We start from the raw sequence: 22,635 nt of genomic DNA, 5'->3' as shown, positions 1-22,635 counted from the left end.
GCCCCGCCCCCACGGCGCCTACAGCGCCCGCCGCGCCCGCAAGGCCGCCGAGATCGTCCCGTCGTCGAGGAAGTCCAGCTCTCCCCCCACCGGCACGCCCTGCGCCAGCGTGGTGACCTCGGCCCCCGCGTCGCGCAGGTGGTCGGCGACGACATGCGCCGTGGTCTGCCCGTCCACCGTGGCCGGAAGCGCCAGGATCGCCTCGCGCACCCCATCCGCCTGCACCCGCGCGGCGAGGGCGGGGATCCCGAGATCCTCCGGCCCCACCCCGTCGAGCGCCGAGAGCAGCCCGCCGAGGACATGGTAGCGGCCGCGGAAGGCGCCGCCCCGCTCCATCGCCCAGAGATCGGCGACATCCGCCACCACGCAGACCAGCGCGCCGTCGCGGCGCGGGTCGGCGCAGATGCTGCACACCGGGGCGGCCGAGATGTTCCCGCAGGTCTCGCAGGGGCGGATGGTGGCGGCGGCCTCGGCGAAGGCCTCGGCCAGCGGGGCCAGCAGCGTCTCGCGGTTGCGCGCAAGGTGCAGCGCGGCGCGGCGGGCCGAGCGCGGCCCCAGCCCCGGCAGCCGCGCCATCAGCGCGATCAGGGCGTCGAGGCCCGAGGGGCCGCCATTGCCCGCCCCGCCATTGCCGCCGCGCCCGCCATCGCCTGTTCCGGTGGGCTGTCCTGCGCTCATCTCACCCGCCTCCCGGACCGTGGCCCGCGTTCCCGTTTCGTACGCGACACGGTGGGGCGCGCCGCGTCCCCGGTCAAGCCCGCCCGGTTCACGCCCGTCACCGCAGGTTGATGCGCAGCGCCGCCGCCGCCGCGATCGGCCCGACGGCGCAGGAGAGCAGCGTGACGGCCCCGAGGAACAAGAGCGCCGGCCCCGGCGGCTGGCCCATCGCCGCGTCGTCCACCGCCCGCGCGCCGAAGATCAGCGTGGGCACGTAAAGCGGCAGCACCAGCACCGAGAGCAGCAGCCCCCCCCGCCGCACGCCCACCGTCAGCGCGGCGCCCACCGCCCCGGTCAGCGACAGCGCGGGCGCGCCGATCAGCAGGCTCAGGACCAGCGTCACGAACCCCTCCTGCGGCAGGTGCAGCGTCAGCGCCAGCACCGGCGCCGCGGCGGCCAGCGGCAGGCCGGTGGCGATGAAATGCGCGAGGGACTTGGCGATCACCACCGCCTCCAGCGGCAGCGGCGACAGCGCGATCTGGTCGAGCGAGCCGTCTTCAAGGTCCGCCTGGAACAGCCGGTCGAGCGACAGAAGGCAAGCCAGCAGCGCCGCCACCCAGATCACCCCGGGGGCCGAGCGCGAGAGGATGTCGCCCTCGGGCCCCACGCCCAGCGGGGTCATCAGCACGGCGACGAGGAAGAAGCCGAGGCCCAGCAGCCCGCCGCCGCCGATGCGGAAGGCGAGGCGCAGGTCGCGCAGCACCAGGGACAGGAACGCGGCCATCTCACCACTCTCCCGACAGGAAGGGATCGTCGAGCGCGGGCTTGCCCGGCGCGGGCGGCGCCCCGGCGGCCGGGCCCGCCCCCCCCGGCGCGGCGCCGGAGGCGGCGGCCCCGGTGGTGCGGGAGTTGCCGAAGCGGCCCATGTCCACCACCTGCGCCTCGCCGAGGCCGAGGTCGATATGCGTCGCCGCCACCGCCATGCCGCCGCCCTCCACATGCGCGCGCACGATGCGGGCGAACATCGCCGCGGATTCGGCGTCGAGCGACACCGTCGGTTCGTCCAGGAGCCAGAGCGGGCGGTCCATCACCAAGAGCCGCGCCAGCCCCAGCCGCCGCTTCTGCCCGGCGGAACAATACGCCGCCGGGTCGTCGGCAAGCGGCGCCAGCCGCATCGCCTCGAGCGCCGTCTGCGCCCGGTCGGGGCCGGTCCCGTGCAGGCGCGCGAGCCAGTCGAGATTCTCCCGCACCGTCAGCGCCGGTTTGACGGCATCGAGGTGGCCGGCAAGCGCCACGCTCTCGCGCCAGGTCTCGCCGTCCTTCGCAAGATCCACCGGGGCGCCGTCGCCGCGGTCGAGGCGCGCCCGCCCCCCGGCGATCGGGACCATGCCCGCCAGCACCCGGATCAGCGAGGATTTGCCCGACCCGTTCGGCCCGCGCAGCAGCGCGATCTCTCCGCTGCGCAGGCTGAACGCGGCGCCGGAGAAGACGAGGCGGCCCGCGCGGCGGCAGGCGAGGTCATGAACGGTAAGCTCCATGGCCGTGTTCTTAGCCGCGAGGGGGCCGCGAAGGAAGCGGCGGCGCGCCGCGGGGGGCGGCAGGGCGCGTCGGCGGCGGGCGCGGCCAGGCGGGCGCGGCGCGGAGCGGGCGCGCGACGCCAGGGGTGGGCGCGCCGGAGGGAATGCCGGGAGGGGGAATGCCGCGATGCGCAGGGCGGGGGCGCCCGGGATGGGCGCCGTTGGACGGCCGAGGCCAGGCGCCGGGCCCCGGGCGCGGGATGGCGGCACGGCGCCGCCGCGCCTGCATCCCGGCGCGCCCCGGCCGGGACGACGCCTGCCCCCCTCGGCGCCGCCCCGCCCCTCGGCCTGCAGACCTGCGCCCTGCCCGGCCCTGCCCGGCCCCAGCCCCAGCCCCCGGCCCCCGCCCGCGCGTCCCCGCCCTGCCCGGCCGCCGCCGAAAAACCCCGCCAAGGCGCCCCCCCGGGGGTTGACCGCGCCCCGGTTCCGCATACCTCGGAATGCAGAACCATTGCGTGGACAGGCTCCGCCGCACAGGACCCGCCCGCGCCCAGCCGAGAGGCGACGCGCCGTCAGCCGCGCGCCCCTCCCCAGAACAGGGAGAGCCACCATGCCCATCCAGGTCGGAACCGACGCCGCCGGGACCCGCCGCACCCTCAAGGTCGGGGACCAGTCCATCGCCTATTACTCGATCAAGGCCGCCGAGGAGGCGGGGCTGGGGGATTTCTCGAGACTCCCCGCCGCCCTCAAGGTGGTGCTCGAGAACATGCTGCGCTTCGAGGACGGCAAGACCGTCACCCTCGATGACGTCAAGGCGTTCTCGGACTGGGCGAAGGCCGGCGGCAAGGGCGACCGGGAGCTGGCCTACCGCCCCGCGCGCGTGCTGATGCAGGACTTCACCGGCGTGCCCGCGGTGGTGGACCTCGCCGCCATGCGCGACGGGATCGTCGGCCTCGGGGGCGATGCGCAGAAGATCAACCCGCTGGCGCCCGTCGACCTCGTGATCGACCACTCGGTGATGATCGACGAATTCGGCAACCCGCGCGCCTTCCAGATGAACGTGGACCGTGAATACGAGCGGAACATGGAACGCTACGTGTTCCTCAAGTGGGGCCAGAAGGCGTTCGACAACTTCCGTGTCGTCCCGCCGGGCACCGGCATCTGCCACCAGGTGAACCTCGAATACCTCGCCCAGACGGTCTGGACCGACAAGGATCAGAACGGGGAAGAGGTCGCCTATCCCGACACCCTCGTCGGCACCGATTCTCACACCACCATGGTCAACGGCGCCGCCGTGCTCGGCTGGGGCGTGGGCGGGATCGAGGCCGAGGCCGCGATGCTCGGCCAGCCGATCTCGATGCTGATCCCCGAGGTCGTGGGCTTCAAGCTGACCGGCGAGATGATGGAAGGGACCACCGGCACCGACCTGGTGCTGAAGGTGGTCGAGATGCTGCGCGCCCACGGCGTGGTCGGCAAGTTCGTGGAGTTCTACGGCCCCGGCCTCGACAACCTGCCGCTGGCCCAGCGCGCGACCATCGCCAACATGGCGCCCGAATACGGCGCCACCTGCGGCTTCTTCCCGATCGACGGTGAGACGCTGCGCTACCTGACCCAGACCGGCCGCGACAAGGACCGCGTCGCGCTGGTCGAGGCCTATGCGAAGGAGAACGGCTTCTGGCGCGGCCCGGATTACGACCCGGTCTATTCCTCGACGCTCGAGCTCGACATGGGGACCATCGTCCCCGCCATCTCGGGCCCCAAGCGCCCGCAGGACTACATCGCCCTCGACAAGGCCGCGCCCGCGTTCGGCGAGTTCATCAAGGGCATCCGCGAAGGCCAGGACGTGCCCGCCAAGGACGAGGTGCGCTGGGAGGGCGAGGGCGGCGCGCCCGAGCCGACCGACATCCCCGGCGACGAGGGGCGGCACAAGCGCGGCTACGTCTCGACCGAGGACGGGGCCTACCAGCTCCATGACGGCTCCATCGTCATCGCCTCGATCACCTCCTGCACCAACACCTCCAACCCCTACGTGATGATCGGCGCGGGGCTGGTGGCGAAGAAGGCGCGCGAGAAGGGTCTGACCCGGAAACCCTGGGTGAAGACCTCGCTCGCCCCCGGCTCCCAGGTCGTGTCGGAATACCTCGAAGCGGCGGGGCTGCAGGAGGATCTGGACGCCATCGGCTTCAACCTCGTGGGCTATGGCTGCACCACCTGCATCGGCAACTCGGGCCCGCTGGAGGCGCCGATCTCGAAGGCGATCAACGATTACGACCTGGTGGGGGTCTCGGTCCTCTCGGGCAACCGCAACTTCGAGGGGCGGATCAGCCCCGACGTGCGCGCCAACTACCTCGCCTCGCCGCCGCTGGTGGTGGCCTATGCGCTGGTGGGCGACATGAACGTGGACATCGCCAACGACCCGCTGGGGACGGACCCGGACGGAAACCCCGTCTACCTCAAGGACATCTGGCCGACGAACGCCGAGATCGCCGAGCTGGTCGAGAAGACCGTGACCCGCGAGGCGTTCCAGGCCAAGTACGCCGACGTGTTCAAGGGCGATGAGAAGTGGCAGGGCGTCGAGACCACGGACAGCGAGACCTATGACTGGCCGCCGGAGTCGACCTACATCCAGAACCCGCCCTATTTCCAGGGCATGGGGCCGGAGCCGGGCGTGATCTCGGACATCGAGGGCGCGCGGGTGCTGGCGGTGCTCGGGGACATGGTGACGACGGACCACATCTCTCCGGCCGGGTCCTTCAAACCCGACACCCCGGCGGGCAAGTACCTGACCGAGCGGGGCGTGGCCCAGCGCGACTTCAACTCCTACGGCTCGCGCCGCGGCAACCACGAGGTGATGATGCGCGGCACCTTCGCCAATATCCGCATCCGCAACGAGATGCTGGACGGCGTGGAGGGCGGCTTCACCAAGGGCCCGGATGGCGAACAGACCACCATCTTCGACGCCGCCATGGCGCACCAGGAGGCGGGGACGCCGCTGGTGATCTTCGGCGGCGAGCAGTACGGCGCGGGCTCGTCCCGAGACTGGGCGGCCAAGGGCACCAACCTTCTGGGCGTCAAGGCGGTGATCGCCGAGAGCTTCGAGCGCATCCACCGCTCCAACCTCGTCGGCATGGGCGTGATCCCGTTCGAGTTCACCAACGGCGACACGCGCAAGACGCTGGGCCTGACCGGTGAGGAAACGGTGAGCATCTCGGGCCTCTCGGGGGACCTGAAGCCGCGCTCGGTGGTGAAGGCGAAGATCGAGTCCCCCGACGGCACGGTGCGGGAGATCGACCTGCTGTGCCGGATCGATACGGGGATCGAGATCGAGTATATCGAGCATGGCGGCGTGCTGCACTACGTGCTGCGCAACCTCGCCAAGGGCTGATCCTGGCCTGGTCCTTCGGGGGCCGGCAGGCATTGGGGGCCGCGGCGGATGCCGCGGCCCCTTTCGCGTTGCGCGGGGGGCCGCGCCCGCCCCAGACCGTTGCAGATCTCTACTTTCATGGTGGACCAGGCCAAGCTTTCGAGCCTACACTCGCGCAGGTTTCCATAAGTTCGACTGCACGAGGGGGTCCCCACATGCGCCTGATCCTTGCCGCCGCGGCGCTGGCCGCGCTGACCGCCACGCCGGCGCTGTCGGCCAGTTTCACCACCTTCACCGACCGCGCCGCCTTCGAGGCCGCCGTGGGCGCCGGGCTGACGGTCGAGACCTTCGATTCCGTCCTCGTCGACACCTCTTTCGGCGGCGGCGGGTCGGCCACCGTCGGCGCCGTGACCATGTCGGCGACCCTGGACATCGGGGGCTACAACATGATCGACGCGCCCTCCGTCACGGCCGAGGTGAACGTCAACGGGACCACCGCGCTCAATGTCGGCACGCTGGGCAGCGACACCGCGACCATGAGCTTCGCGAGCTCGATCTTCGCGTTCGGCGCGGATTTCTTCAATTTCAACGACGGGGTTCAGCGCACCCGGATCGAGGTGGGCGCCGACGTGCTGCTGCCGCCGGTTACGCCCTCCTACACGCCGACCTTCTTCGGCTTCATCTCCGACGCCGCTTTCTCGTCGCTGCAGTTCACCGCGCTGCAATCCGACGCCTACGGGATCGACAACGTGTCCTTCGCCACCGCCACGTCGGATGTGCCGGTTCCCGCCGCCGCGCCGATGCTGCTGGCCGGGATCGCCGGGCTGGGCCTGCTGCGCCGCCGCGCGCGCGGCTGACCGCCGCGCCGCGGCGCGGGCGACACGGGAGGGGGCCGCGGTTCACGCCGCGGCCCCTTCTGCGTTCTGCGCGGGATGCCGGGGGGAGGGGCGCGCCCCCTCTCCCATCCGCGGGCGGCGCCGCGCGGGGCGGCCTGGTCAGTCGAGCGGCCTTGCATGGGTTGCGCCCGGCTCGGCCGTCTGCGCGAACCCCAGGGCGGCGTAGAAGGCGGCGGCGGATTCGTCCGTGCGCAGGCGCAGGCGGGTGAAATGCGGGCGGGCGGCGGCGATCAGCTCCGCCAGCAGCGCCGCGCCGACGCCCCGACGCCGCGCCGAGGGGTGGACGTAGAAGCGGCGCAGGCGGCCCGTGCGCGAAGGCTCCGGGGCCGCGCCGGCCCAGGGATCGCGGGTGACGCCGCCAATGGCCACGAGCGCGCCGCCCCGCCACGCGGCGAACAGCGCCTCGCCCGGCGCGTCGAAGCGGGTCTCGCCCGAGGTCCAGTCCGCGGCGAGGCGGTCGAGGAACCGGAAGCCCTCGGCCGCGGCGGCGGCGCGCAGGGCGCCGAGGCCCTCCGGCAGGGCATGGATGCGGGCGATGCGCAGATCCGGGGGCGGTGCGGGGCGGGACATGGGCGCAGGATCTCCGCCCCGCAGGCGCCGCGTCAACGGCGTCGGGGGCCTCGGCCCCGGCGGCGCCTTCCGCCGTTCCCTCCGGGGCGCGCCCCCGCTCCGGACCCGCGCGGGCTGCCGACAATTGAAAGCAACGGGGCGGGCCGTTAAGCAAGGAGACGCGCTTTTTAATCAAGCTTCTCCGAGAAACAATTGATGCCTTCCCCTCGTTATTTCGTCGCCTTCGGCGTGCTCGTCCCGCTATGCGCGCTCGCCTGCATCGGCGGCAAGGGGCTGATCGACGACACGCTGATCACCCTCGTCTACGCCCGCAACTGGGTGGAGCTGGGCCTGCCCCTCTGGCACGAGAAGCTGCCCCCGGTGGAGGGGTTCACCAGCCTCGGCCACACCGCGATGCTGGCCGGGCTGATCCGGCTCGGCCTGGCGCCGATGGCGGCGGTCGTGGCGATCCAGGCGGCGGGGCTGGCGCTGCTGGCGCTGCTGTTCCTGCGCGCGACGCGCAAGGCGGGCGCGGTCGCGGCGCTGCTGGGGCTGGCGGTGCTGCTGTTCAACCAGCCGATGCTGACCTGGCTGCGCGGCGGGCTCGACGCCGTGCCCTACGCGGTCGCCTTCTTCGGGGTGTACCTGGCCTATCGCGACGCGCTCGGGCGCGGGCGGCTGGGCCCGGCCTTCGCCGCCTGCGCGGCGGCGCTGATCCTGCTGCGCCCCGAGGGCGCGCTGGTGAGCGCGGGCCTGCTGGCCCATTTCGCGCTGGTGCAGGCGACGGCCCGATCCACGGCCCTCGGCGGATCCACGCCCCCCGCACGCCCGGCCCCCCCCGCCCCGGCCGCGGCGCGCGCGGGGGGGGCGACCGACTGGCGCGCCTTCGCCGTCGTGGCGCTGGGGCTGGCGGCGCTGGTCGGCGCGCTGACCCTCTGGCGGCTGGACAGCTTCGGGCAGCCGCTGCCCAACACCTTCTACGCCAAGCGCGCGGCCTCGCACCTGTCCGAGCTGGGCGACGGCGTGCGCTATGTCCATGGCTGGCTGCTGCTGGGCGGCGGGCTGCTGACCCTCGCGACGCTGGCCAACGTGCAGGCGGGCGTCGCGGGCGCGCGGCTGCGGCTGATGTTCATCGCCGGGCAGGTCGCGGTGGTGATCGCCGCGGGCGGGGATTCGCACCATGGCTTCCGGTTCATGCTGCCGGTCGTGCCGCTGCTCGCCATCGACGTGGCGCTGCTGCTGGACCGGCTGCGCGGCCGGCTGCGGGTCGGCCTCGTCGCGCTTCTCGCGCTCGCGGCGACGCGGCAGGACACGCTCCTGCCCTCGACCCCGCCGGTTCTCAGGGGCGTCGCGACGCTCATGGCCGAGGAGCCGTCGCCGCAGGACCGGCTGCTGGGCCGGTTCCTCTCCGGCTCGCGCATCGGGGCCGAGAAGCTGGCCGAGATCCTGCCCCCCGGCGCCGCGGTCGCGGCCGACGACGTCGGCGCGCTCGCGCTCTACACCCGGCTGCCGGTGCTGGACGGCCGCGGGCTGAACCACGCCGGGATGGCGCATGCCCCGAAGGACCCGGAGCGGCGCAACAAGTGGGGGACGGAATCGCTCGGCGACCTGCTGGGGCCGGACGCCCCGGCGGTGCAGCTGTGGTTCCCGCGGGCGATGCCCTGGCGCTTCCCGGCCCCCGGGGCCGAGACGCCGGACTGCACCAGCGAGGCCGAGGTGATGTCGCGCCGGATCCGCCCGATCGAGGCGGAGCTGCAGGCGGCGTATCTGTGCGTGTCCATCCCCGCCGGGATGGCGGAGGGCGAGACCCTGTGGCTGAACACGCTGCTGCGCCGCGACCGGCCGGACCTGCTCTCCGCCCTGCCCGGGGGGTCGGCGGTCAGCGACTGTCACGCGCTGCTGGCGCAGTTGTGCCCCCGGGAGGAGTGACCGGGGAGGGATGACCGGGGGAGGCGCCCGGGGGCGATGCGGGGCGGGACATGGGCGCAGGATCGCGCCCCCGCTTGCCCCGGGTCAAGGAGGGCCCGCTTGCCGCCGTCTCAGGCCCCGCGGCGGCGCCCGGCGACGGCGAGGCCCGCCAGCGCGGCGGGCAGCAGCGCCGCGCCCGCGGGCAGCGGCACGTCAGACGGGGCCGCGACAGCGGAGATCGCGCCCGAGAAGCTCTCCAGCCCCGGGAAGTCGAAGATCACCGAGACGTTGGACGCATTGGCCAGGATCGGCGCCGCCCCGATGTCGAGGCTGCTGACCACGTCGTCATCCGGCGGATTGTTGCGCGCGATGTTGTCGGCCACGTTCCAGGAGATGGTCCCCGACACGCCGTCCAGCGTCGTGGAGATCACCAGGTTCCACCCATCGCGCCAGAACGCGGTGACGACGGTCGGACGATACAGCCAGTCGTCGCCGACGTTCAGCTCGCTGCCCGCGCCCACAGCCACCGCGCCGGTGGCCGAGGTCGAGAAGGCGGTGAACACGTCCGCGCCATAGACCACGCCCGCGCCCGAGGTGGTCGGCAGGCCAGAGGGCGTCGCCGCGTCGTCGAGCGTGAAGGACCCGGTGATCGTGTCGCCCACGCTCACCCCCAGGAAGCTCGAGGCGGTGACGCCGGTCACCGTGCTCTCCCAGTCATAGGTCCAGGAGGCCGCGGCGGCGGGCGCGGCGGCGGCGGCGGACAGGCAAAGGGCGAGGGTCAGGGTCAGGGAACGCATCGGGCGGCTCTCCGGTGAAATATTCGCAAACGGTGAAACGTTAACCAGCCGGTCGACATTCATCAAACATTAATGACACCCGAAGCCACCTCCGGCCCCACGCATTTTCACACTCCCCTCCCGTGCATTTATCGGTATGAATACGTGCATGTAACAAGCGTCCCAAGGACCAGCCCGGAGGATCCGCCCATGAAAGCCCCCCTCGCCGCCCTGCTCGCCACAGCCGCCCCCGTGGCCCTGGCCGTCGCCGCCCCGGCCATGGCCAGCGAGGACATCCCCGACCAGTACCCGCAATCGGCGCTCTATTCGAAACCGGTCGAGCTCGCCGCCGGGGTCTGGTCCTCCATCGGCGCCACCGCGCCGCCGACCGAGGCGAATGCGGGCCACAACAACAACCTGTCCTTCATCATCACCGGCGACGGGGTCGTGGTGGTCAATGCCGGCGCCAACAACGCCCTCGCCGCCGCGCTGCACGAGGAGATCAAGGCGATCACCGACCAGCCGGTGAAGCTGGTGATCAACGAGAACGGCCAGGGCCACGCCATGCTCGGCAACGGCTACTGGGTCGACCAGGGGGTCGAGGTTCTGGCCCATGTCGAGGCGGCGGAGGAGTTCGAGGACCGCGGGCCCGGCGGGCTCGAGCGCATGAAGCGCGTGAACGCCGCCCATGCCCTCGACACCCGCGTGCAGGGCCCGACCATCACCTTCGAGGACGAGTACATCGTCGAGATGGGCGACATGCGGATCGAGGTCCTGCATCTCGGCCCTGCGCACAGCCCGGGCGACATCTCGGTCTGGATCCCGGAGAAGAAGGTGGTGATCGCCGGCGACATCGCCTTCCACGAGCGCATGCCGCCGATCTTCTCGGACACCTGCACCTCCTGCTGGCTGGAGACCTGGGAGGAGGCGCTCGAGCCGCTGGGCGCCGAGCATGTCGTGCCCGGCCACGGCCACCCCACGACCATGGAGGTGGTCCGCCACGGCACCGTCGACTACATCGCCGACCTGCGCGCCAAGGTGGGCGCGCATCTCGAGGCCGGGGGCACGCTGGCGGACGCCTATTACGTGGACCAGTCGGCCTGGGAACACCTCGACACCTTCGAGGAACTGGCCACGAAGAACGCGGGCGTGGTCTTCGCGGAGATGGAATTCGAGTGACTCGCCTCCCGCATTGATTGAGAACACTTGCGGCGGACGCCCGTCCCTCCCGGAGGGCGCCCGCCGCACCGCCCGGATTTCGCCGTATTTCCGCCGCAGCGCCGCCGTTGATCGCCGCTTTTTCTCAATTCAATGCAGATGACGCTACGGAATGTTTTCCGAATTACCCGACGCCTTGGCGCGGTTTTATTGACAGCCCCCCGGCACCCCCGTGTAATTCCCCGACAGATTTGAACCTCGTCGCGCCCGCTCCGCCCCAAGGCGGCCGGGCGCCGACGCGCATTCAGGCCCTGCCCCCGCGCAGGCCGCGGGGATGACCATGACCGACGATTTCGACGCCGCCTTCGATTTTCCCACCGTCGATCTGACCCTCGCGGGCGCCCCGGGCGCCGCGGCGACCGCCCCCGCGGTCACGGCCACCGACGTCCCGGACGACACCAAGTCGACCGCGCTGGTCTATGCCGGCGACGTGGTGGCGGGCGAGATCGACAGCGACTCCGACCAGGACTGGTACAAGGTCTGGGTCGCCGCGGGCGTGACCTACAAGTTCGAGGTCGCCGGAAGCACCGACCCGGCCAACACCCTCAAGGACCCGACGCTGGGGCTGCGCGACCGCCTCGGCGTCCTGGTCGACTTCAACGACAACACCGGCAAGACCCTCGATTCGCTGATCAATTTCACCCCGACGACGTCCGGCTACATGTTCCTCGACGTCGGCGGCGCGGGGAGCAGCGCGGGGACCTTCGACCTGGTGATCACGGCCGACGAAACGCGCCCCGACCTGGTCGCCAGCCAGCTGCAGATCAGCGACTACACCTGGGTCGACGGCGAAGAGATCGACGTCTCCTGGTGGATCTTCAATAACGGCGTCGGGGATGCGGACGGCTTCCGCAGCAGGCTGGCCCTGTCGACGGACCCGACCGTCGACCTCTTCGACAGGGTCGTGACCACCGACCTCTCCTCCCCCCTGCTCCGGGCCGGGCAAGGCGACCGCGAGCATGACCAGGGGAGTTTCACCTTCGACGGGCTCGGGCTCGCCTCGGGGACCTACTGGATCGCGGCGATCGCGAATGACGGCTATGGCGCCAACCACATCGACGAGATCGACAAGACCAACAACGTCTCGGCGGCCATCCAGATCACCGTGATCGGCGACGATCACGGCGAGACGATCGCCGACGCCACGACGCTCGCCCTCAACAGCACGGACACGGGCGAGATCGAGACCGAGGGCGACACCGACTGGTTCCGCGTGAGCCTGACGGCGGGCGAGACCTACGCCTTCCGCCTCTTCGCCGACGGGGACGACCGGGTGGAGGACCCGGTGCTGGAGCTGCGCGGCCCCAGCGGCGCGATTCTCGCCATCAACGACGACGGCCATCTCGGCGGCCCGGGCAGCGAGCTGCGCCACACCGCCGACTTCAGCGGAACGTACTACCTCGCCGCGGGCACGACGGCCGACGCCGACCTGGGGACCTACACGGTCATGGCCCTCGTGGACCCCAAGCCGGACCTGATCGTCGAGAACTTCAAGCTGCACAGCGGCGACGTGCTCAGATCGGGCGCGGGCGCGGAGGTGACCTGGGACATCACCAATGTCGGCGAGGTCGCGGCCTCGAACTTCTCCAGCGGCCTCTTCCTGTCGGACAACACCACCATCAGCAACGCCGACCGGCTGCTGACCTTCGACAACGATCCCGGCGCGATCCAGCCCGGCGTCGCCAACCCCGAGCATGACCAGCGCTTCTTCACCATCGACACCGTGGGCCTGCCCTCGGGAACCTACTGGCTCGGGGTGATCGCGGATTACGAGCAATCGCTGTACGAAGGGTACGAGAACAACAACGTCTCCGACCTCATCCAGGTGACGCTGATCTCCGACGACTATTACGACGACGACCGCTCGACCGCCGTCCTGACCCCCGGCGGCACGGTGACGGGCGAGCTGGAGCGCGCCGGGGACGAGGACTGGTTCGCCCTCGAGGTCAAGGCCGGGGGCTACTACGAGATCGACATGATGGGCGTGGCGACCGGCGATGGGTCGCTGGTGGATCCGTATCTCGAGATCTTCGACGCCGACGGGACCACGCTGCGCTACACGGACGACAATTCGGGCGACGGCCCCAACAGCCGCGTAAGCTTCACCGCCAGCTCGGACGGGACCCTCTGGGTGGCCGCGCAGGCGGCGAATTCCGAGCTCGGGACCTATGAAATCGGCGTGTCCGAGACGCTGCGCCCGGATCTCGAGTTCACTTACTGGAACTTCTACAGCGCGCTGCGCGACGAGGCGCTCATCGAGGTCGAGTGGATCATGGCCAATTACGGCGTGGGCTACGCGGGCGCGAGCGAGGTCGGCATCTACCTGTCGCTGGACGGGGTGATCGAGACCTCGGACATGCTGGTCGCCTCGCTCACGGCGCCCGGCGTCGCGCCGGGCGACTCGGAATACGCCTACCACGGCTGGTTCTTCGACGGGCTCGGGATCGAGACCGGCGACTACTATGTCGGGATGATCGCCGACTGGGACGACCAGGTGAACGAGCTGGGCGAGGCCAACAACGCCACGCCCGCGGCCCTGATGTACGTGATCGGCGACGACCATGACGAGGGCGTCGGGACCGTGAGCGCGGTCGCCGTGGACGGCGCCGCCGTCGAGGGGCAGGTCGACCAGGGCGGCGACGCCGACTGGTTCGCCGTCGACCTCGTGGCCGGGTCGACCTACACGTTCGAGGCCGTGCCGGACACGAGCGCGCCCGACGACGGCGGGCCCCGGGCGGGCCTCGAGAACGGCCTGCTGACCATCCGCGACGCCGCGGGGGCCGCGCTGGCCGCCACCGACCCCGCCGACGGAAGCCCGCACCCCGTCATGACCTATGTCGCCGAGACCACGGGGCGGCACTACATCGAGGTCGGGGCCGAGACCATCCATACGGGCCACTACCTGCTGTCGGCGGCGAGCACCCCCCTGCCCAGCCCCGATGCGCGCAACCTGTCCTTCAACACCTACACCTGGGCCGCGGGCTTCGACATCGCCGGCGCGTGGGAGATGCACAACACCGGCGACGGCGCGCTGGAGACGTGGAAGAGCACGCTCTACCTCTCCGACAACGACATCATCACCGAGGCCGACACGGCGCTGTGGTCGACGGTGCGGACCGACCCGCTCGCCCCCGGCGCGATGACGTTCGGATACACGGACGCCGCCTTCGACCTCGCCGCCGCGGGGATCGCGCCCGGGACCTACTGGGTCGGCCTGCTGCCCGACCCGATGGGCGCCGTGCCGGGCTTCGACCCGGCCGCCCACGGGTCGAACATACGCCAGATCACCGTGGTCGAGGACGACTACGCGGGCGACGAAACCACCCTCGGCGTGCTGCCCATCGGCGACGCCGCGACCGGGATGATCGAGTTCGAGGGCGACGAGGACTGGTTCGCCGTGCAGCTCTTCGAAGGGCTGACCTACGATTTCTCGGTGATCGGCCAGTCTGGCGGGGGCGGCGCGCTCTACGATCCCTACCTGCGGATCTATGACGGCTCCAGCTCGCCCGAGGCCGAGGCCGACGGCGGCGCGGGCGGGCTGGACGCGGCGCTGAGCTTCACCGCCGACAGAACCCGCGTCCACTACGTCTCGGCCGGCGCCGGGCCCGAGGGCGGCGACGGCGGCTACACCGTCGCCGCGACGGTCGCCGACGACCATGGCGATGACGGCGCCTCGGCCACCGCGGTGCTGCGCGGGGACGAGGCCTATGGCTATATCGAGACCCCGGGCGACGAGGACTGGTTCACGGTCGAGCTGCGCGCCAGGCGCGGCTACGAGCTGGAGAGCTACCTGTCCAGAGACTCTTACGGGCCGGTGACGCTGGACCTGCTCGACGGCTTCGGGCGGCCGGTGGCCGGCTTCGGCCCGGGCGCCCCGGGGGAGCAGCTGCGCGAGGGCTTCACCGTCCCCGAGGACGGGACCTATTTCATGCGCGTGCGCGGCGACGGCGCCGCGCCCGCCGGGGAATACGGGTTCGAGATCGCCCATGCCGGCGACGCCCTGGTCGAGCCGGTGTTCGAGGTCTTCACCACCAGCCTCGACACCACGCCGGTGCAGATCGACTTCGCCAACAGCTATGAGAACCCGGTGGCGGTGGCCTTCGTGAACTCGGTCAACGGCGCGCAGGCGGTGACCGTGCGCATGTCGAACGTCACCGCGGACGGCGCGATCATGCACCTGCAGGAGCCCGACGGCCTCGATGGCGGGCATATCGCCGAAGAGGTCACATACATGGTGGTCGAGGCCGGGACCTGGATGCTGCCCGACGGCACGGTGCTGGAGGCGGGGACGCTCGACACCTCCCGCACCGCCGAGAACGGCTTCACCCAGGTCGGCCTCTCGGGCCTGATGGGCGATGCGCCCGCGCTGCTCAGCCAGGTGATGACCGAGAACGGCCCGGCCTATGTGAACACCCGCGTCTCGGGGCTCACCGCCGACGGCTTCGGCATCACGATGCAGGAGGAGGAGGGCGGCGCCCCCGGCCACGCGACCGAGACCATCGGCTGGATCGCGTTCGAGACCGGCGCGGGCGGCGCGAGCGGCTGGACCTGGGAGGCGGGCGTGCTGAACGCCGACCATCTCGGCGGCGGCGCGTCCTATGACTGGATCGACGTTCCCGGCGGCGCGCCGGTGCTGGCCGCGCTCCAGAGCTATACCGGCGCCGACCCGGCCCATGCGCGCGGGTCCGCGCAGCTCCCGCGCGGGTTCTGGGCCTTCGTGGAGGAGGATGTCAGCACGGATGCCGAGCTCTTCCACTCGGTCGAGGAGATCGGCTGGGCCGCCTTCAACCGCAGCGGCGTGATGTACGCGACGGAGCTGGTCGACGTGCTCGAGGTCGGGACGGTGGCGCTGAACCACGAGTTCACCGAGATCACGTTCGAGAACCAGTATCTCGACCCGGTGCTGATCGCCTTCGTCGCGACCGCCGAGGGCCGCGCGCCGGTGGCGGTGCGGATCGGCGGCATCAGCGGCGAGAGCGCGCTTCTGCGCCTGCAGGAGGACAGCACCGGCGACGGCTTCCACGCCGTCGAGGAGGTGTCCTACATGGTGGTGGAGCGCGGGACCTGGATGCTGGCCGACGGCACCGTGGTGCAGGCGGGGCTTCTGGAGACGGACAAGCTGACCTCCAAGGGGACCGAGGCGGTGGCGTACGACCTCGCCTTCGACGACCGCCCGGCGGTGTTCGCGCAGGTGCAGACGCTGAACGGCATCGACTTCGTGACCACCCGCATCGGCGGCTCGGACACCGACGGCTTCGACATCGCGATGCAGGAGGAGGAGAAGCTCAACAAGTCCGGCCACGCGGTCGAGACGGTCGGCTGGGTGGCGATCGAGACCGGCGCGGGCCGGGGCGACGACTTCCTGTTCGAGGCGGTGGCGGGGGCGACGGCGGATTCCAACCCCGACGCGCTGGCCGTCTCGGCCTTCGATCCGGGCGCCGCGCATGCGCTGGCGCAGCTGAGCAGCCTCAACGGCATGGACCCGGCCTGGGCGCGCGGCGTCGGCGCGGGCGGCCCGGGGCCGGTGGTGAGGATCGAGGAGGACCAGACCCTCGACAAGGAGACGGTGCATATCGCCGAGGATCTCGACTGGCTCGCCTTCGACCAGGCGGGCACCGCGATGGGCATGGCCTTCCACGATCCCTACGCGACGATGTAAGGCGCGACCACGCAAGGCGCGCCGCCGCCCTTTCAGACGCCCCGTCCGGCCGCCGCCGGGCGGGGCGTTTCGCGATCGGGGGAGGCCTTCAGCCCCCGCCCCGCAGCCCCCGCGCCTCACCCCTTGTGCACCTCGAGGCTGTCCTGCGGCGTCTCCTCGCGCCGCGTCATGCCGTAATCGCGCACGACCTCGGCCACCCGCAGGCGGTAATCGGCGAAGACCTCGCCCCGCCCCTCGGCCTGCGCCTCGCGGTGGCGGGATGTCGCGCGCCAGGCCTTCACCGCCGCCTCGTCCCGCCAGAAGCTGACCGAGAGGAACTTGCCCTCCTCGGTCACCGACTTGAACCGCTCGACGCTGATGAAGCCGTCGGCCTCGGCCAGGTCCTCCTTCAGCATCCCGGCGATCTCGAAATAGCGGTCGACCTTGCCGTCCTTCGGCGTGACTTCGAAGATGATGGCGATCATCGGTTTTCTCCCTGCCTGCGGGCCTGCGCCGGGCCATGGTCCCGGAACTCCGCGTGCGGACCCGAGGCCAGCTTGAGGAAATGCCGCTCCTCCTCCAACAGGAACTTCTCCCGCATGGCGAAATCGTAGTTCTCCCGCCCCAGCGGATCGGCGGCGAGGCGGGCGCGGTAGGCCTCGTAATCGGCGAGGCTTTCGATGGAGTAGACCCCGTAGGCGAGGGTGCTGGACCCTTCATGGGGCGCGAAATAGCCCACCAGCCGGGCGCCGCTGCGCGGGATCGCCTGGCCCCAGTTCCGGGCGTAGGTTTCGAAGGCATCGCGCTTGTGCGGGTCGATGCGGTAGCGGATGAAGCAGGTGATCATGGGGGCCCCCTCGGGTTGTTCAGCGTGTCTGCACCCTGCCCCGCCGGGGCGCGGCGATGGTACGGTCCGGCCCGAAGCATCCGCGCGCGGGGGACGCCATGATGCGCCCCGCCCCCCGGGACAGGAGAGAGACGCCATGCCCGAAGGCCCCGACCTCGCCCGCCTCGCCGCGCTGATCGGCGACCCGGCCCGCGCGTCCATGCTCTCGGCCCTGATGGGCGGCCGGGCGCTGGCGGCGGGCGAGCTGGCGCGCGAGGCGGGGGTGGCCCCGCAGACCGCCTCGGGGCACCTTTCGCAGCTGGTCGAGGGCGGGCTTCTGATCCGCCGGTCCCAGGGCCGGGCGCGGTACTACGCGCTGGCGGGCCCCGAGGCGGCGGCGGCGCTGGAGGCGCTGATGGGGTTTTCCGAGGCGCGCGGCCCCGCCCGCGCCCGCCCCGGCCCGCGCGACCCCGAGCTGCGCGCCGCCCGCACCTGCTACGACCACATCGCCGGGGCGCTGGGGGTGCGGATCTGGGACAGCCTCTCGGCCCGCGGAATGCTGGAGATGCAGGGCGAGCGCGGGCGGCTTTCGCCCGGCGGCGCCGCGTTCCTCTCGGGCCTCGGGGTGGACGCCGAGGCGCTGGCCGCATCCCGCCGCCCGGTCTGCCGCGCCTGCCTCGACTGGTCCGAGCGGCGCACCCACCTTGCGGGCGGCGCGGGGGCGGCGGTGCTCTCGCTGGCGCTGGAGAAGGGCTGGGCCGCGCGGCGGGACGGGTCGCGGGCGCTGCGGATCACGCGCTTGGGCGAATCAGCCTTCGCCGCGCAGTTCCCCGTCTGAGGGGGCGGCGGGGCAGCGCGCGCTGCGTGCTGCATCGCGGCGCCGAAGCGGGCCGCAAACCCTGCTGCGCGCATGGTAAAGCACGGGGCCCATATGTAAATCCCGCGCATGCCCTGCCCGGCGCCGCGGCGCAAAAATCATGCGGCGCCGGCGATAAGCGCTGGATTTGTTCACCATTCTGCCCTGACCATTTCCCTGTCGCGCCCCGCCGGGCCCGTGCCGCAACGCACGCCGCGCGGGGGCCGCGTGATCCATGGAAGGAGAAGACGAACGGAGCGCAGCATGAGAAAAGTCGACGAGGATTTCCGTAAGCAACTTGCCGGCTACTCCCTCGCAACCGCCGAGATCACCTACCGCCTGCCCGACGCGCGGCGGATCCTGCAGACCTTCACCTGGCAGGACTACGACATCGCCCCGAAATTCCCCCGCCTGCAGGCGTTCCTCGACTTCTGGGACCGCGAACTGGACGGGCCTTTGCATTCGGTGCGCCTCGTGCATCACGCCTTGATCGGGCCGAAAGAGCTGCGCTACGTGACGGCCGAGTACCAGCTGCACTAGGCCCCGCAAGGCGGGGCCCGCCGAAGCGGAAAGGGCCCCGCCATGCGCCGACTGGAAATCCCGCCGCTGTGGATGCTGGCCGCAGGCGCGGTCGAAGCCGCGCTGGCCCGGGTCTCGCCCGGGCTGAGGTATGAGGCGGACACGCTCCTCGTCATCGCGCCCGCGCTGCTCGGCTTCGGGCTGATCCTCTGGGCGGCGCTGCATTTCCGGGCCCGGGACACCACCGTCCATCCGCGCGCCCGCCCCACGGCGCTGGTGGCGTCGGGGCCGTACCGGCTCAACCGCAACCCGATGTATACCGGCATGGCGCTGATCCTGCTCGGCTGGGCGCTGCACCTGGGGGCGCTGACGGCGCTGGTCCCGCCCTTCATCTTCATCGCCGTCATCGACCGGCGCTTCGTGCGCGACGAGGAGGCCGGCCTGCGCGCCGCCTTCGGGGCCGAGGCCGAGGCCTTCCTGTCCCGCACCCGGCGCTGGTAAACCCGCCCCCCCCCCCGCGCCCCGTCGCCACCGACGCGCGGCCCCGCCTCCTTCCGCCTCGCCCCCGCCCCGCCCCAGCTCTCCGCCGCCGCGCGCCGCCGCGCGGGGCGGCGCCTGCGGCGTCACGGGCACGGCGCCGGGCCGGGGCGGCGCGCTCTCGCAGGGTTGACTCGCCTTGGCGGGCGGTCAGGGCTAGTTCAGGAAGCGCGGCGGGCGTTCCGTCCCGTCGCCCTTGCACCTGACGCCCCCCGCACGGAGCCCTGCGCATGATCCTTCCCGCCCTTCTCCGCCGCTGCCGCGCCGCCCTCCTGTCGCTGCCGCTGCTGGCCGGGGCGGGCGGAGGCGCGCTGGCCGGGGAGCCGGTGGTGATCGAGCTCTACACCAGCCAGGGCTGCGCCTCCTGCCCGCCCGCGGACGCCTACCTGTCCGAGCTGGCGGACGCGCCGGGGGTGATCGCGCTGTCGCTGCACGTGGATTACTGGGACTATCTCGGCTGGCGCGACACCCATGCGCGCCATGCCTTCACCGAGCGGCAGATCGCCTATCGCGACATGATCGGCGCGCGCTCGGTCTACACCCCGCAGATGGTGATCGACGGGCAGGCCCGGGTGGTCGGCAGCCGCCGGTCCGAGGTGCGCGCGGCCCTGTCCGCCGCCGCCGCGCAGGTGGACCCGATCGCGGTGACGCTGACCCGCGACGCCGACGGCCTGTGGGCCGAGCTGGTCCCGCAGGGGCCGTTCACGGGCGAGGCGGTGGTCTGGCTGGTGGGCTACGAAACCCGCCCCGAGCCGGTGCGCATCAAGCGCGGCGAGAACGCAGGCCGGGTCAGCGCGCATCGCAACGTGGTCGGCAGCTGGATGAAGATCGGCCGGGTCAGCGCCGGCGCGGGCGCGCAGCGGATCATGGCCCCGGCGCCCGAGGGCGCGGACGGCATCGCCGTGATCGTGCAGCAGGGCCGCGTCGGCCCGGTGCTCGGGGCCGCGAAGCTCGAGGACTGAGGGCCGCGCGGGCCGCCTGCCGCGGCCCCAGCCTGCCGCGCCTGTCACCCGCCGTTTCGCGCGCCTGCCGCGCCTCAGGCGTCTTCCGGCGCCGTCACCCCGGCCGACAGCCGCCAGCGCCGATGCATCCAGAACCATTGCCCCGGGCGCCCCTCGACCCAGGCGCCGATGCGGGCGTTGACCTCGGCCATCGCCGCCAGCGGGTCCCCGACCTCGACCGGCGCCTCGAAGCGCACGTGGTACTCCGCCCCCGGCTGCACCCGCACGGCGCAGGCCGGGATCAGCGCGGCGCCGGAGCGTTTCGCCAGCTCCGCCACCGCCGTCGAGGTTTCGGCCGAGCGCCCGAGGAAGGGCGCCAGCGGCGCGCCGGTCTGGCGCTGGTCCACCAGGATCATCGCCGCCCCGCCCTTGCCGATCAGCCGCAGCAGCGCGCGCGAGCCCTGGCGGCCCTTGTGCATCACCGGCTCGCCCGCCGCCTTGATCAGCGTCTGGGCATGGGCGTCGAAATCCGGGTTGTTGAAGGCGCGGTAGAGGATCCCGGTCTCGACCCCCAGGTCGCGGGCGGCGAGACGCACGAACTCCCACCCCCCGAAATGGGCGGTCACGAACAGGATCGGGCGGCCCGCTTCCCGTGCCGCGCGGACATGCTCCCCGCCCTCGACATGGCGCAGCGACGGGTCGGCGGCGAGGGACGCGAGGCGCATGTACTCCGCCCCCCACATGCACATCGACGCCCCGGCCTCGGCGGCGATCTCCGCGCGCTCGGCCGCGGTCAGGTCGGGGCGGACGAGCTTCAGGTTCGCCTCGACCCGCTTGCGGGCGGCGGGGACGTACCGGCCGATCAGCCGCCCGATGCGCCCGGCGAGCGAGATCAGCGCGGCGTCGGAGAGCGGCGCGGTCAGGACCGTGGCGACGCGGACCGCCGCCATCTCGACCGCGAATTGCAGCCGCTGCATCCTCGTCGCGCGCGTCATGCGTTGCGTCTCCGCTCAAGCAGGCGGGCGAAACGCCAGGACAGCAGGATCACCGCCGTGGCGCAGCCCATCAGGGTGCCCAGGAACAGCCCCTTCTCGCCCATCCCGGCGCCGAGCGCCAGCCACCAGCCCGACGGGGCCATCACGCAGAAGAAGGCGAAGAAGAAGATCCCCGCCCCCGCCCAGGTGTCGCCCAGCGCGCGCACCAGCTGGCCCATCACCGCCTGCCCGGCGTCGAACACGAGGCTGATGGCGACGATGCCGAAGGCCGCGGTGACGCGGGCGATCACCGCCGGGTCCTCGGTATAGATCGCCGCGACCTGCCCCGAGACAAGCCACAGCGTCGCGGTGATCGCCCCGGTCAGGCCCATCGCGGCCCCGAGGCCCGTCCACCCCGCCAGCGCCGCCGCCCCGGGGCGCCCGCGCCCGACCTCGGACCCGACGCGGACCCCGGCGGCGGTGGCGAGGCCGAGGGCGGTCATGAACACCATCGCCTCGATCGAATGGGCCACGGAATAGGCGCCCAGGGCCCCGGTCCCGTGCAGCGCCGCGGCCTGGGTCAGCGACGCGAAGGCCACCGTCTCGAAGAACCCCGAGGCGCCGCCGGCGAAGCCCAGCGCCCGGACCTCCGCCGCCGCGCGCCAGCCGCCCGGCCCCCAGGGCTGGAACGCGCTGCGCCCCAGCGCCCGGATCTCCGCGTCGCGCAGCACCCAGAGGAGCAGGCCCACGGCCATGCCGAGGCGGGCGAGGGAGGAGGCCAGCGCCGCGCCCTCGGCCCCCATCCCCGGGATCATCGCGGCGTTGAGGGCGAAGTTCAGCAGGTTCCCCGCCGCCATCGCCGCCAGCACCGGCATCGTGCGCCCCGCGCTTTCGAGGTAGAAGGCCGAGGCCATGAACAGCAGCACCGCCGGGATCCCCGGCGCCAGCGCCCGCGCCGCCGCGCCGCCCGAAGCGGCGAGCTCGGGCGCATGGCCGAACCAGCCGAGCAGCGTCTCGGCCCCGGCGCAGAGCGCCCAGCCCAGCAGCCCGAAGGCCAGCGCCAGGTGCATGCCTCGCGCCCAGGTCTGCGCCGCGCCGCGCCGGTCCTCCGCCCCGTGCTGGCGGGCGGCGACCGAGACCACGCCCAGCATCAGCCCCACGCCCGCCACCATGATCGGGATGAACACCGAGAAGCCGAGGCTGATCGCCCCCAGCGCGGCGGTGGAATGCCGCCCCGCCATGGCGAAATCGACGCTGACCAGCAGCAGCATCGCCGCGCGCGACAGCATCACCGGCCAGGCCAGCCGCCCGAGGCTCGCGAGCTCGGCCGCCACGCGCCCGACAAGGGGCCCGGAGGGGGGCGCGACGGGGGGTTGGGACAGCGGGGCTGCGGGGGCGGTCATGGCGAAGACCCTCGGATCAGGGAGCGGAGGCGAAGCGCGAAGCGGACGCGCCGCGG

Annotated in this window: 18 protein-coding genes; 9 read left to right on the top strand and 9 right to left on the bottom strand. The window is 72.3% G+C overall.

Annotation, left to right across the window (positions count from 1 at the left end; all coding sequences use genetic code 11):
• Positions 1-18 precede the first annotated feature (18 nt).
• The 3 genes from recR to ccmA all read right to left on the bottom strand — a co-directional run bounded on the left by recR (position 19) and on the right by ccmA (position 2,195).
• Positions 19-678 (bottom strand): recombination mediator RecR, encoded by a 660-nt coding sequence (gene recR / locus ACQ5SO_RS07915; RefSeq protein WP_430941042.1) that lies wholly within the window; start codon positions 676-678, stop codon positions 19-21.
• Between the two features lie 97 nt (positions 679-775).
• Positions 776-1,441, bottom strand: coding sequence for a heme exporter protein CcmB (gene ccmB / locus ACQ5SO_RS07910; protein ID WP_430941041.1), 666 nt, complete (start codon positions 1,439-1,441; stop codon positions 776-778).
• Position 1,442: 1 nt separating this feature from the next.
• Positions 1,443-2,195: a heme ABC exporter ATP-binding protein CcmA gene (ccmA, locus tag ACQ5SO_RS07905; protein ID WP_430941040.1), complete on the bottom strand. Its 753-nt coding sequence runs from the start codon at positions 2,193-2,195 to the stop codon at positions 1,443-1,445.
• 589 nt (positions 2,196-2,784) lie between these two features.
• Here ccmA and acnA point away from each other — a divergent pair.
• A complete protein-coding gene (gene acnA, locus ACQ5SO_RS07900) occupies positions 2,785-5,559 on the top strand; it encodes an aconitate hydratase AcnA (protein ID WP_430941039.1) in 2,775 nt (924 codons plus the stop codon).
• Between the two features lie 194 nt (positions 5,560-5,753).
• A complete protein-coding gene (locus ACQ5SO_RS07895) occupies positions 5,754-6,395 on the top strand; it encodes a VPLPA-CTERM sorting domain-containing protein (protein WP_430941038.1) in 642 nt (213 codons plus the stop codon).
• Positions 6,396-6,533: 138 nt separating this feature from the next.
• On the opposite strand, the gene ACQ5SO_RS07890 is transcribed toward ACQ5SO_RS07895, so the two are convergent.
• Positions 6,534-7,004 carry a GNAT family N-acetyltransferase gene (locus tag ACQ5SO_RS07890; RefSeq protein WP_430941037.1) on the bottom strand — a complete coding sequence of 157 codons (471 nt, stop codon included), beginning with the start codon at positions 7,002-7,004 and terminating at the stop codon, positions 6,534-6,536.
• A gap of 195 nt (positions 7,005-7,199) precedes the next feature.
• On the opposite strand from ACQ5SO_RS07890, the gene ACQ5SO_RS07885 reads away from it, so the two are divergent.
• Positions 7,200-8,912, top strand: a complete 1,713-nt coding sequence (locus ACQ5SO_RS07885; RefSeq protein WP_430941036.1) for a hypothetical protein — start codon at positions 7,200-7,202, stop codon at positions 8,910-8,912.
• A 110-nt stretch (positions 8,913-9,022) separates the two neighbouring features.
• Here the strand turns inward: ACQ5SO_RS07885 and ACQ5SO_RS07880 are convergent, their stop codons facing one another.
• Positions 9,023-9,688 carry a hypothetical protein gene (locus ACQ5SO_RS07880; protein WP_430941035.1) on the bottom strand — a complete coding sequence of 222 codons (666 nt, stop codon included), beginning with the start codon at positions 9,686-9,688 and terminating at the stop codon, positions 9,023-9,025.
• Positions 9,689-9,877: 189 nt separating this feature from the next.
• Here ACQ5SO_RS07880 and ACQ5SO_RS07875 point away from each other — a divergent pair, with 189 nt between their 5' ends.
• Both ACQ5SO_RS07875 and ACQ5SO_RS07870 read left to right on the top strand, forming a co-directional pair.
• Positions 9,878-10,846, top strand: a complete 969-nt coding sequence (locus ACQ5SO_RS07875) for an MBL fold metallo-hydrolase (RefSeq protein WP_430941034.1) — start codon at positions 9,878-9,880, stop codon at positions 10,844-10,846.
• Positions 10,847-11,165: 319 nt separating this feature from the next.
• Entirely contained in the window at positions 11,166-16,544 is a 5,379-nt protein-coding gene (locus ACQ5SO_RS07870; RefSeq protein ID WP_430941033.1) for a pre-peptidase C-terminal domain-containing protein, read from the top strand.
• 116 nt (positions 16,545-16,660) lie between these two features.
• Here ACQ5SO_RS07870 and ACQ5SO_RS07865 read toward each other — a convergent pair whose 3' ends face one another.
• Entirely contained in the window at positions 16,661-17,008 is a 348-nt protein-coding gene (locus tag ACQ5SO_RS07865; RefSeq protein WP_430941032.1) for an antibiotic biosynthesis monooxygenase family protein, read from the bottom strand.
• A complete protein-coding gene (locus tag ACQ5SO_RS07860) occupies positions 17,005-17,370 on the bottom strand; it encodes an NIPSNAP family protein (protein WP_430941031.1) in 366 nt (121 codons plus the stop codon). The genes ACQ5SO_RS07865 and ACQ5SO_RS07860 overlap by 4 nt, the downstream gene beginning before the upstream one ends.
• Positions 17,371-17,506: 136 nt before the next feature.
• Here ACQ5SO_RS07860 and ACQ5SO_RS07855 point away from each other — a divergent pair, with 136 nt between their 5' ends.
• The 4 genes from ACQ5SO_RS07855 (at position 17,507) to ACQ5SO_RS07840 (ending at position 20,223) form a co-directional block, all read left to right on the top strand.
• Entirely contained in the window at positions 17,507-18,187 is a 681-nt protein-coding gene (locus ACQ5SO_RS07855; RefSeq protein ID WP_430941030.1) for an ArsR/SmtB family transcription factor, read from the top strand.
• A 282-nt stretch (positions 18,188-18,469) separates the two neighbouring features.
• Positions 18,470-18,745, top strand: a complete 276-nt coding sequence (locus ACQ5SO_RS07850; protein ID WP_430941029.1) for an usg protein — start codon at positions 18,470-18,472, stop codon at positions 18,743-18,745.
• A 42-nt stretch (positions 18,746-18,787) separates the two neighbouring features.
• On the top strand, positions 18,788-19,225 hold the full coding sequence (locus ACQ5SO_RS07845) for a methyltransferase family protein (RefSeq protein WP_430941028.1): 438 nt from the start codon (positions 18,788-18,790) through the stop codon (positions 19,223-19,225).
• Between the two features lie 266 nt (positions 19,226-19,491).
• Positions 19,492-20,223, top strand: a complete 732-nt coding sequence (locus ACQ5SO_RS07840) for a DUF1223 domain-containing protein (protein WP_430941027.1) — start codon at positions 19,492-19,494, stop codon at positions 20,221-20,223.
• A 74-nt stretch (positions 20,224-20,297) separates the two neighbouring features.
• Here the strand turns inward: ACQ5SO_RS07840 and ACQ5SO_RS07835 are convergent, their stop codons facing one another.
• Both ACQ5SO_RS07835 and ACQ5SO_RS07830 read right to left on the bottom strand, forming a co-directional pair.
• On the bottom strand, positions 20,298-21,197 hold the full coding sequence (locus ACQ5SO_RS07835; protein WP_430941026.1) for a lysophospholipid acyltransferase family protein: 900 nt from the start codon (positions 21,195-21,197) through the stop codon (positions 20,298-20,300).
• On the bottom strand, positions 21,194-22,579 hold the full coding sequence (locus tag ACQ5SO_RS07830) for an MATE family efflux transporter (RefSeq protein WP_430941025.1): 1,386 nt from the start codon (positions 22,577-22,579) through the stop codon (positions 21,194-21,196). The genes ACQ5SO_RS07835 and ACQ5SO_RS07830 overlap by 4 nt, the downstream gene beginning before the upstream one ends.
• Positions 22,580-22,635 lie beyond the last annotated feature (56 nt).

Origin of the sequence: Rhodovulum sp. DZ06, assembly GCF_050586345.1 — a bacterium.
GTDB lineage: Bacteria > Pseudomonadota > Alphaproteobacteria > Rhodobacterales > Rhodobacteraceae > JBOCEF01.
The sequence above is the reverse complement of the archived record's forward strand: the minus strand, read 5'-3'. Positions and strand labels throughout refer to the sequence as shown.

Coding starts and splice junctions, on each gene's coding strand:
- recR (WP_430941042.1), bottom strand. CDS start 678: ATGAGCGCAGGACAGCCCACCGGAACAGGCGATGGCGGGCGCGGCGGC.
- ccmB (WP_430941041.1), bottom strand. CDS start 1,441: ATGGCCGCGTTCCTGTCCCTGGTGCTGCGCGACCTGCGCCTCGCCTTC.
- ccmA (WP_430941040.1), bottom strand. CDS start 2,195: ATGGAGCTTACCGTTCATGACCTCGCCTGCCGCCGCGCGGGCCGCCTC.
- acnA (WP_430941039.1), top strand. CDS start 2,785: ATGCCCATCCAGGTCGGAACCGACGCCGCCGGGACCCGCCGCACCCTC.
- ACQ5SO_RS07895 (WP_430941038.1), top strand. CDS start 5,754: ATGCGCCTGATCCTTGCCGCCGCGGCGCTGGCCGCGCTGACCGCCACG.
- ACQ5SO_RS07890 (WP_430941037.1), bottom strand. CDS start 7,004: ATGTCCCGCCCCGCACCGCCCCCGGATCTGCGCATCGCCCGCATCCAT.
- ACQ5SO_RS07885 (WP_430941036.1), top strand. CDS start 7,200: ATGCCTTCCCCTCGTTATTTCGTCGCCTTCGGCGTGCTCGTCCCGCTA.
- ACQ5SO_RS07880 (WP_430941035.1), bottom strand. CDS start 9,688: ATGCGTTCCCTGACCCTGACCCTCGCCCTTTGCCTGTCCGCCGCCGCC.
- ACQ5SO_RS07875 (WP_430941034.1), top strand. CDS start 9,878: ATGAAAGCCCCCCTCGCCGCCCTGCTCGCCACAGCCGCCCCCGTGGCC.
- ACQ5SO_RS07870 (WP_430941033.1), top strand. CDS start 11,166: ATGACCGACGATTTCGACGCCGCCTTCGATTTTCCCACCGTCGATCTG.
- ACQ5SO_RS07865 (WP_430941032.1), bottom strand. CDS start 17,008: ATGATCGCCATCATCTTCGAAGTCACGCCGAAGGACGGCAAGGTCGAC.
- ACQ5SO_RS07860 (WP_430941031.1), bottom strand. CDS start 17,370: ATGATCACCTGCTTCATCCGCTACCGCATCGACCCGCACAAGCGCGAT.
- ACQ5SO_RS07855 (WP_430941030.1), top strand. CDS start 17,507: ATGCCCGAAGGCCCCGACCTCGCCCGCCTCGCCGCGCTGATCGGCGAC.
- ACQ5SO_RS07850 (WP_430941029.1), top strand. CDS start 18,470: ATGAGAAAAGTCGACGAGGATTTCCGTAAGCAACTTGCCGGCTACTCC.
- ACQ5SO_RS07845 (WP_430941028.1), top strand. CDS start 18,788: ATGCGCCGACTGGAAATCCCGCCGCTGTGGATGCTGGCCGCAGGCGCG.
- ACQ5SO_RS07840 (WP_430941027.1), top strand. CDS start 19,492: ATGATCCTTCCCGCCCTTCTCCGCCGCTGCCGCGCCGCCCTCCTGTCG.
- ACQ5SO_RS07835 (WP_430941026.1), bottom strand. CDS start 21,197: ATGACGCGCGCGACGAGGATGCAGCGGCTGCAATTCGCGGTCGAGATG.
- ACQ5SO_RS07830 (WP_430941025.1), bottom strand. CDS start 22,579: ATGACCGCCCCCGCAGCCCCGCTGTCCCAACCCCCCGTCGCGCCCCCC.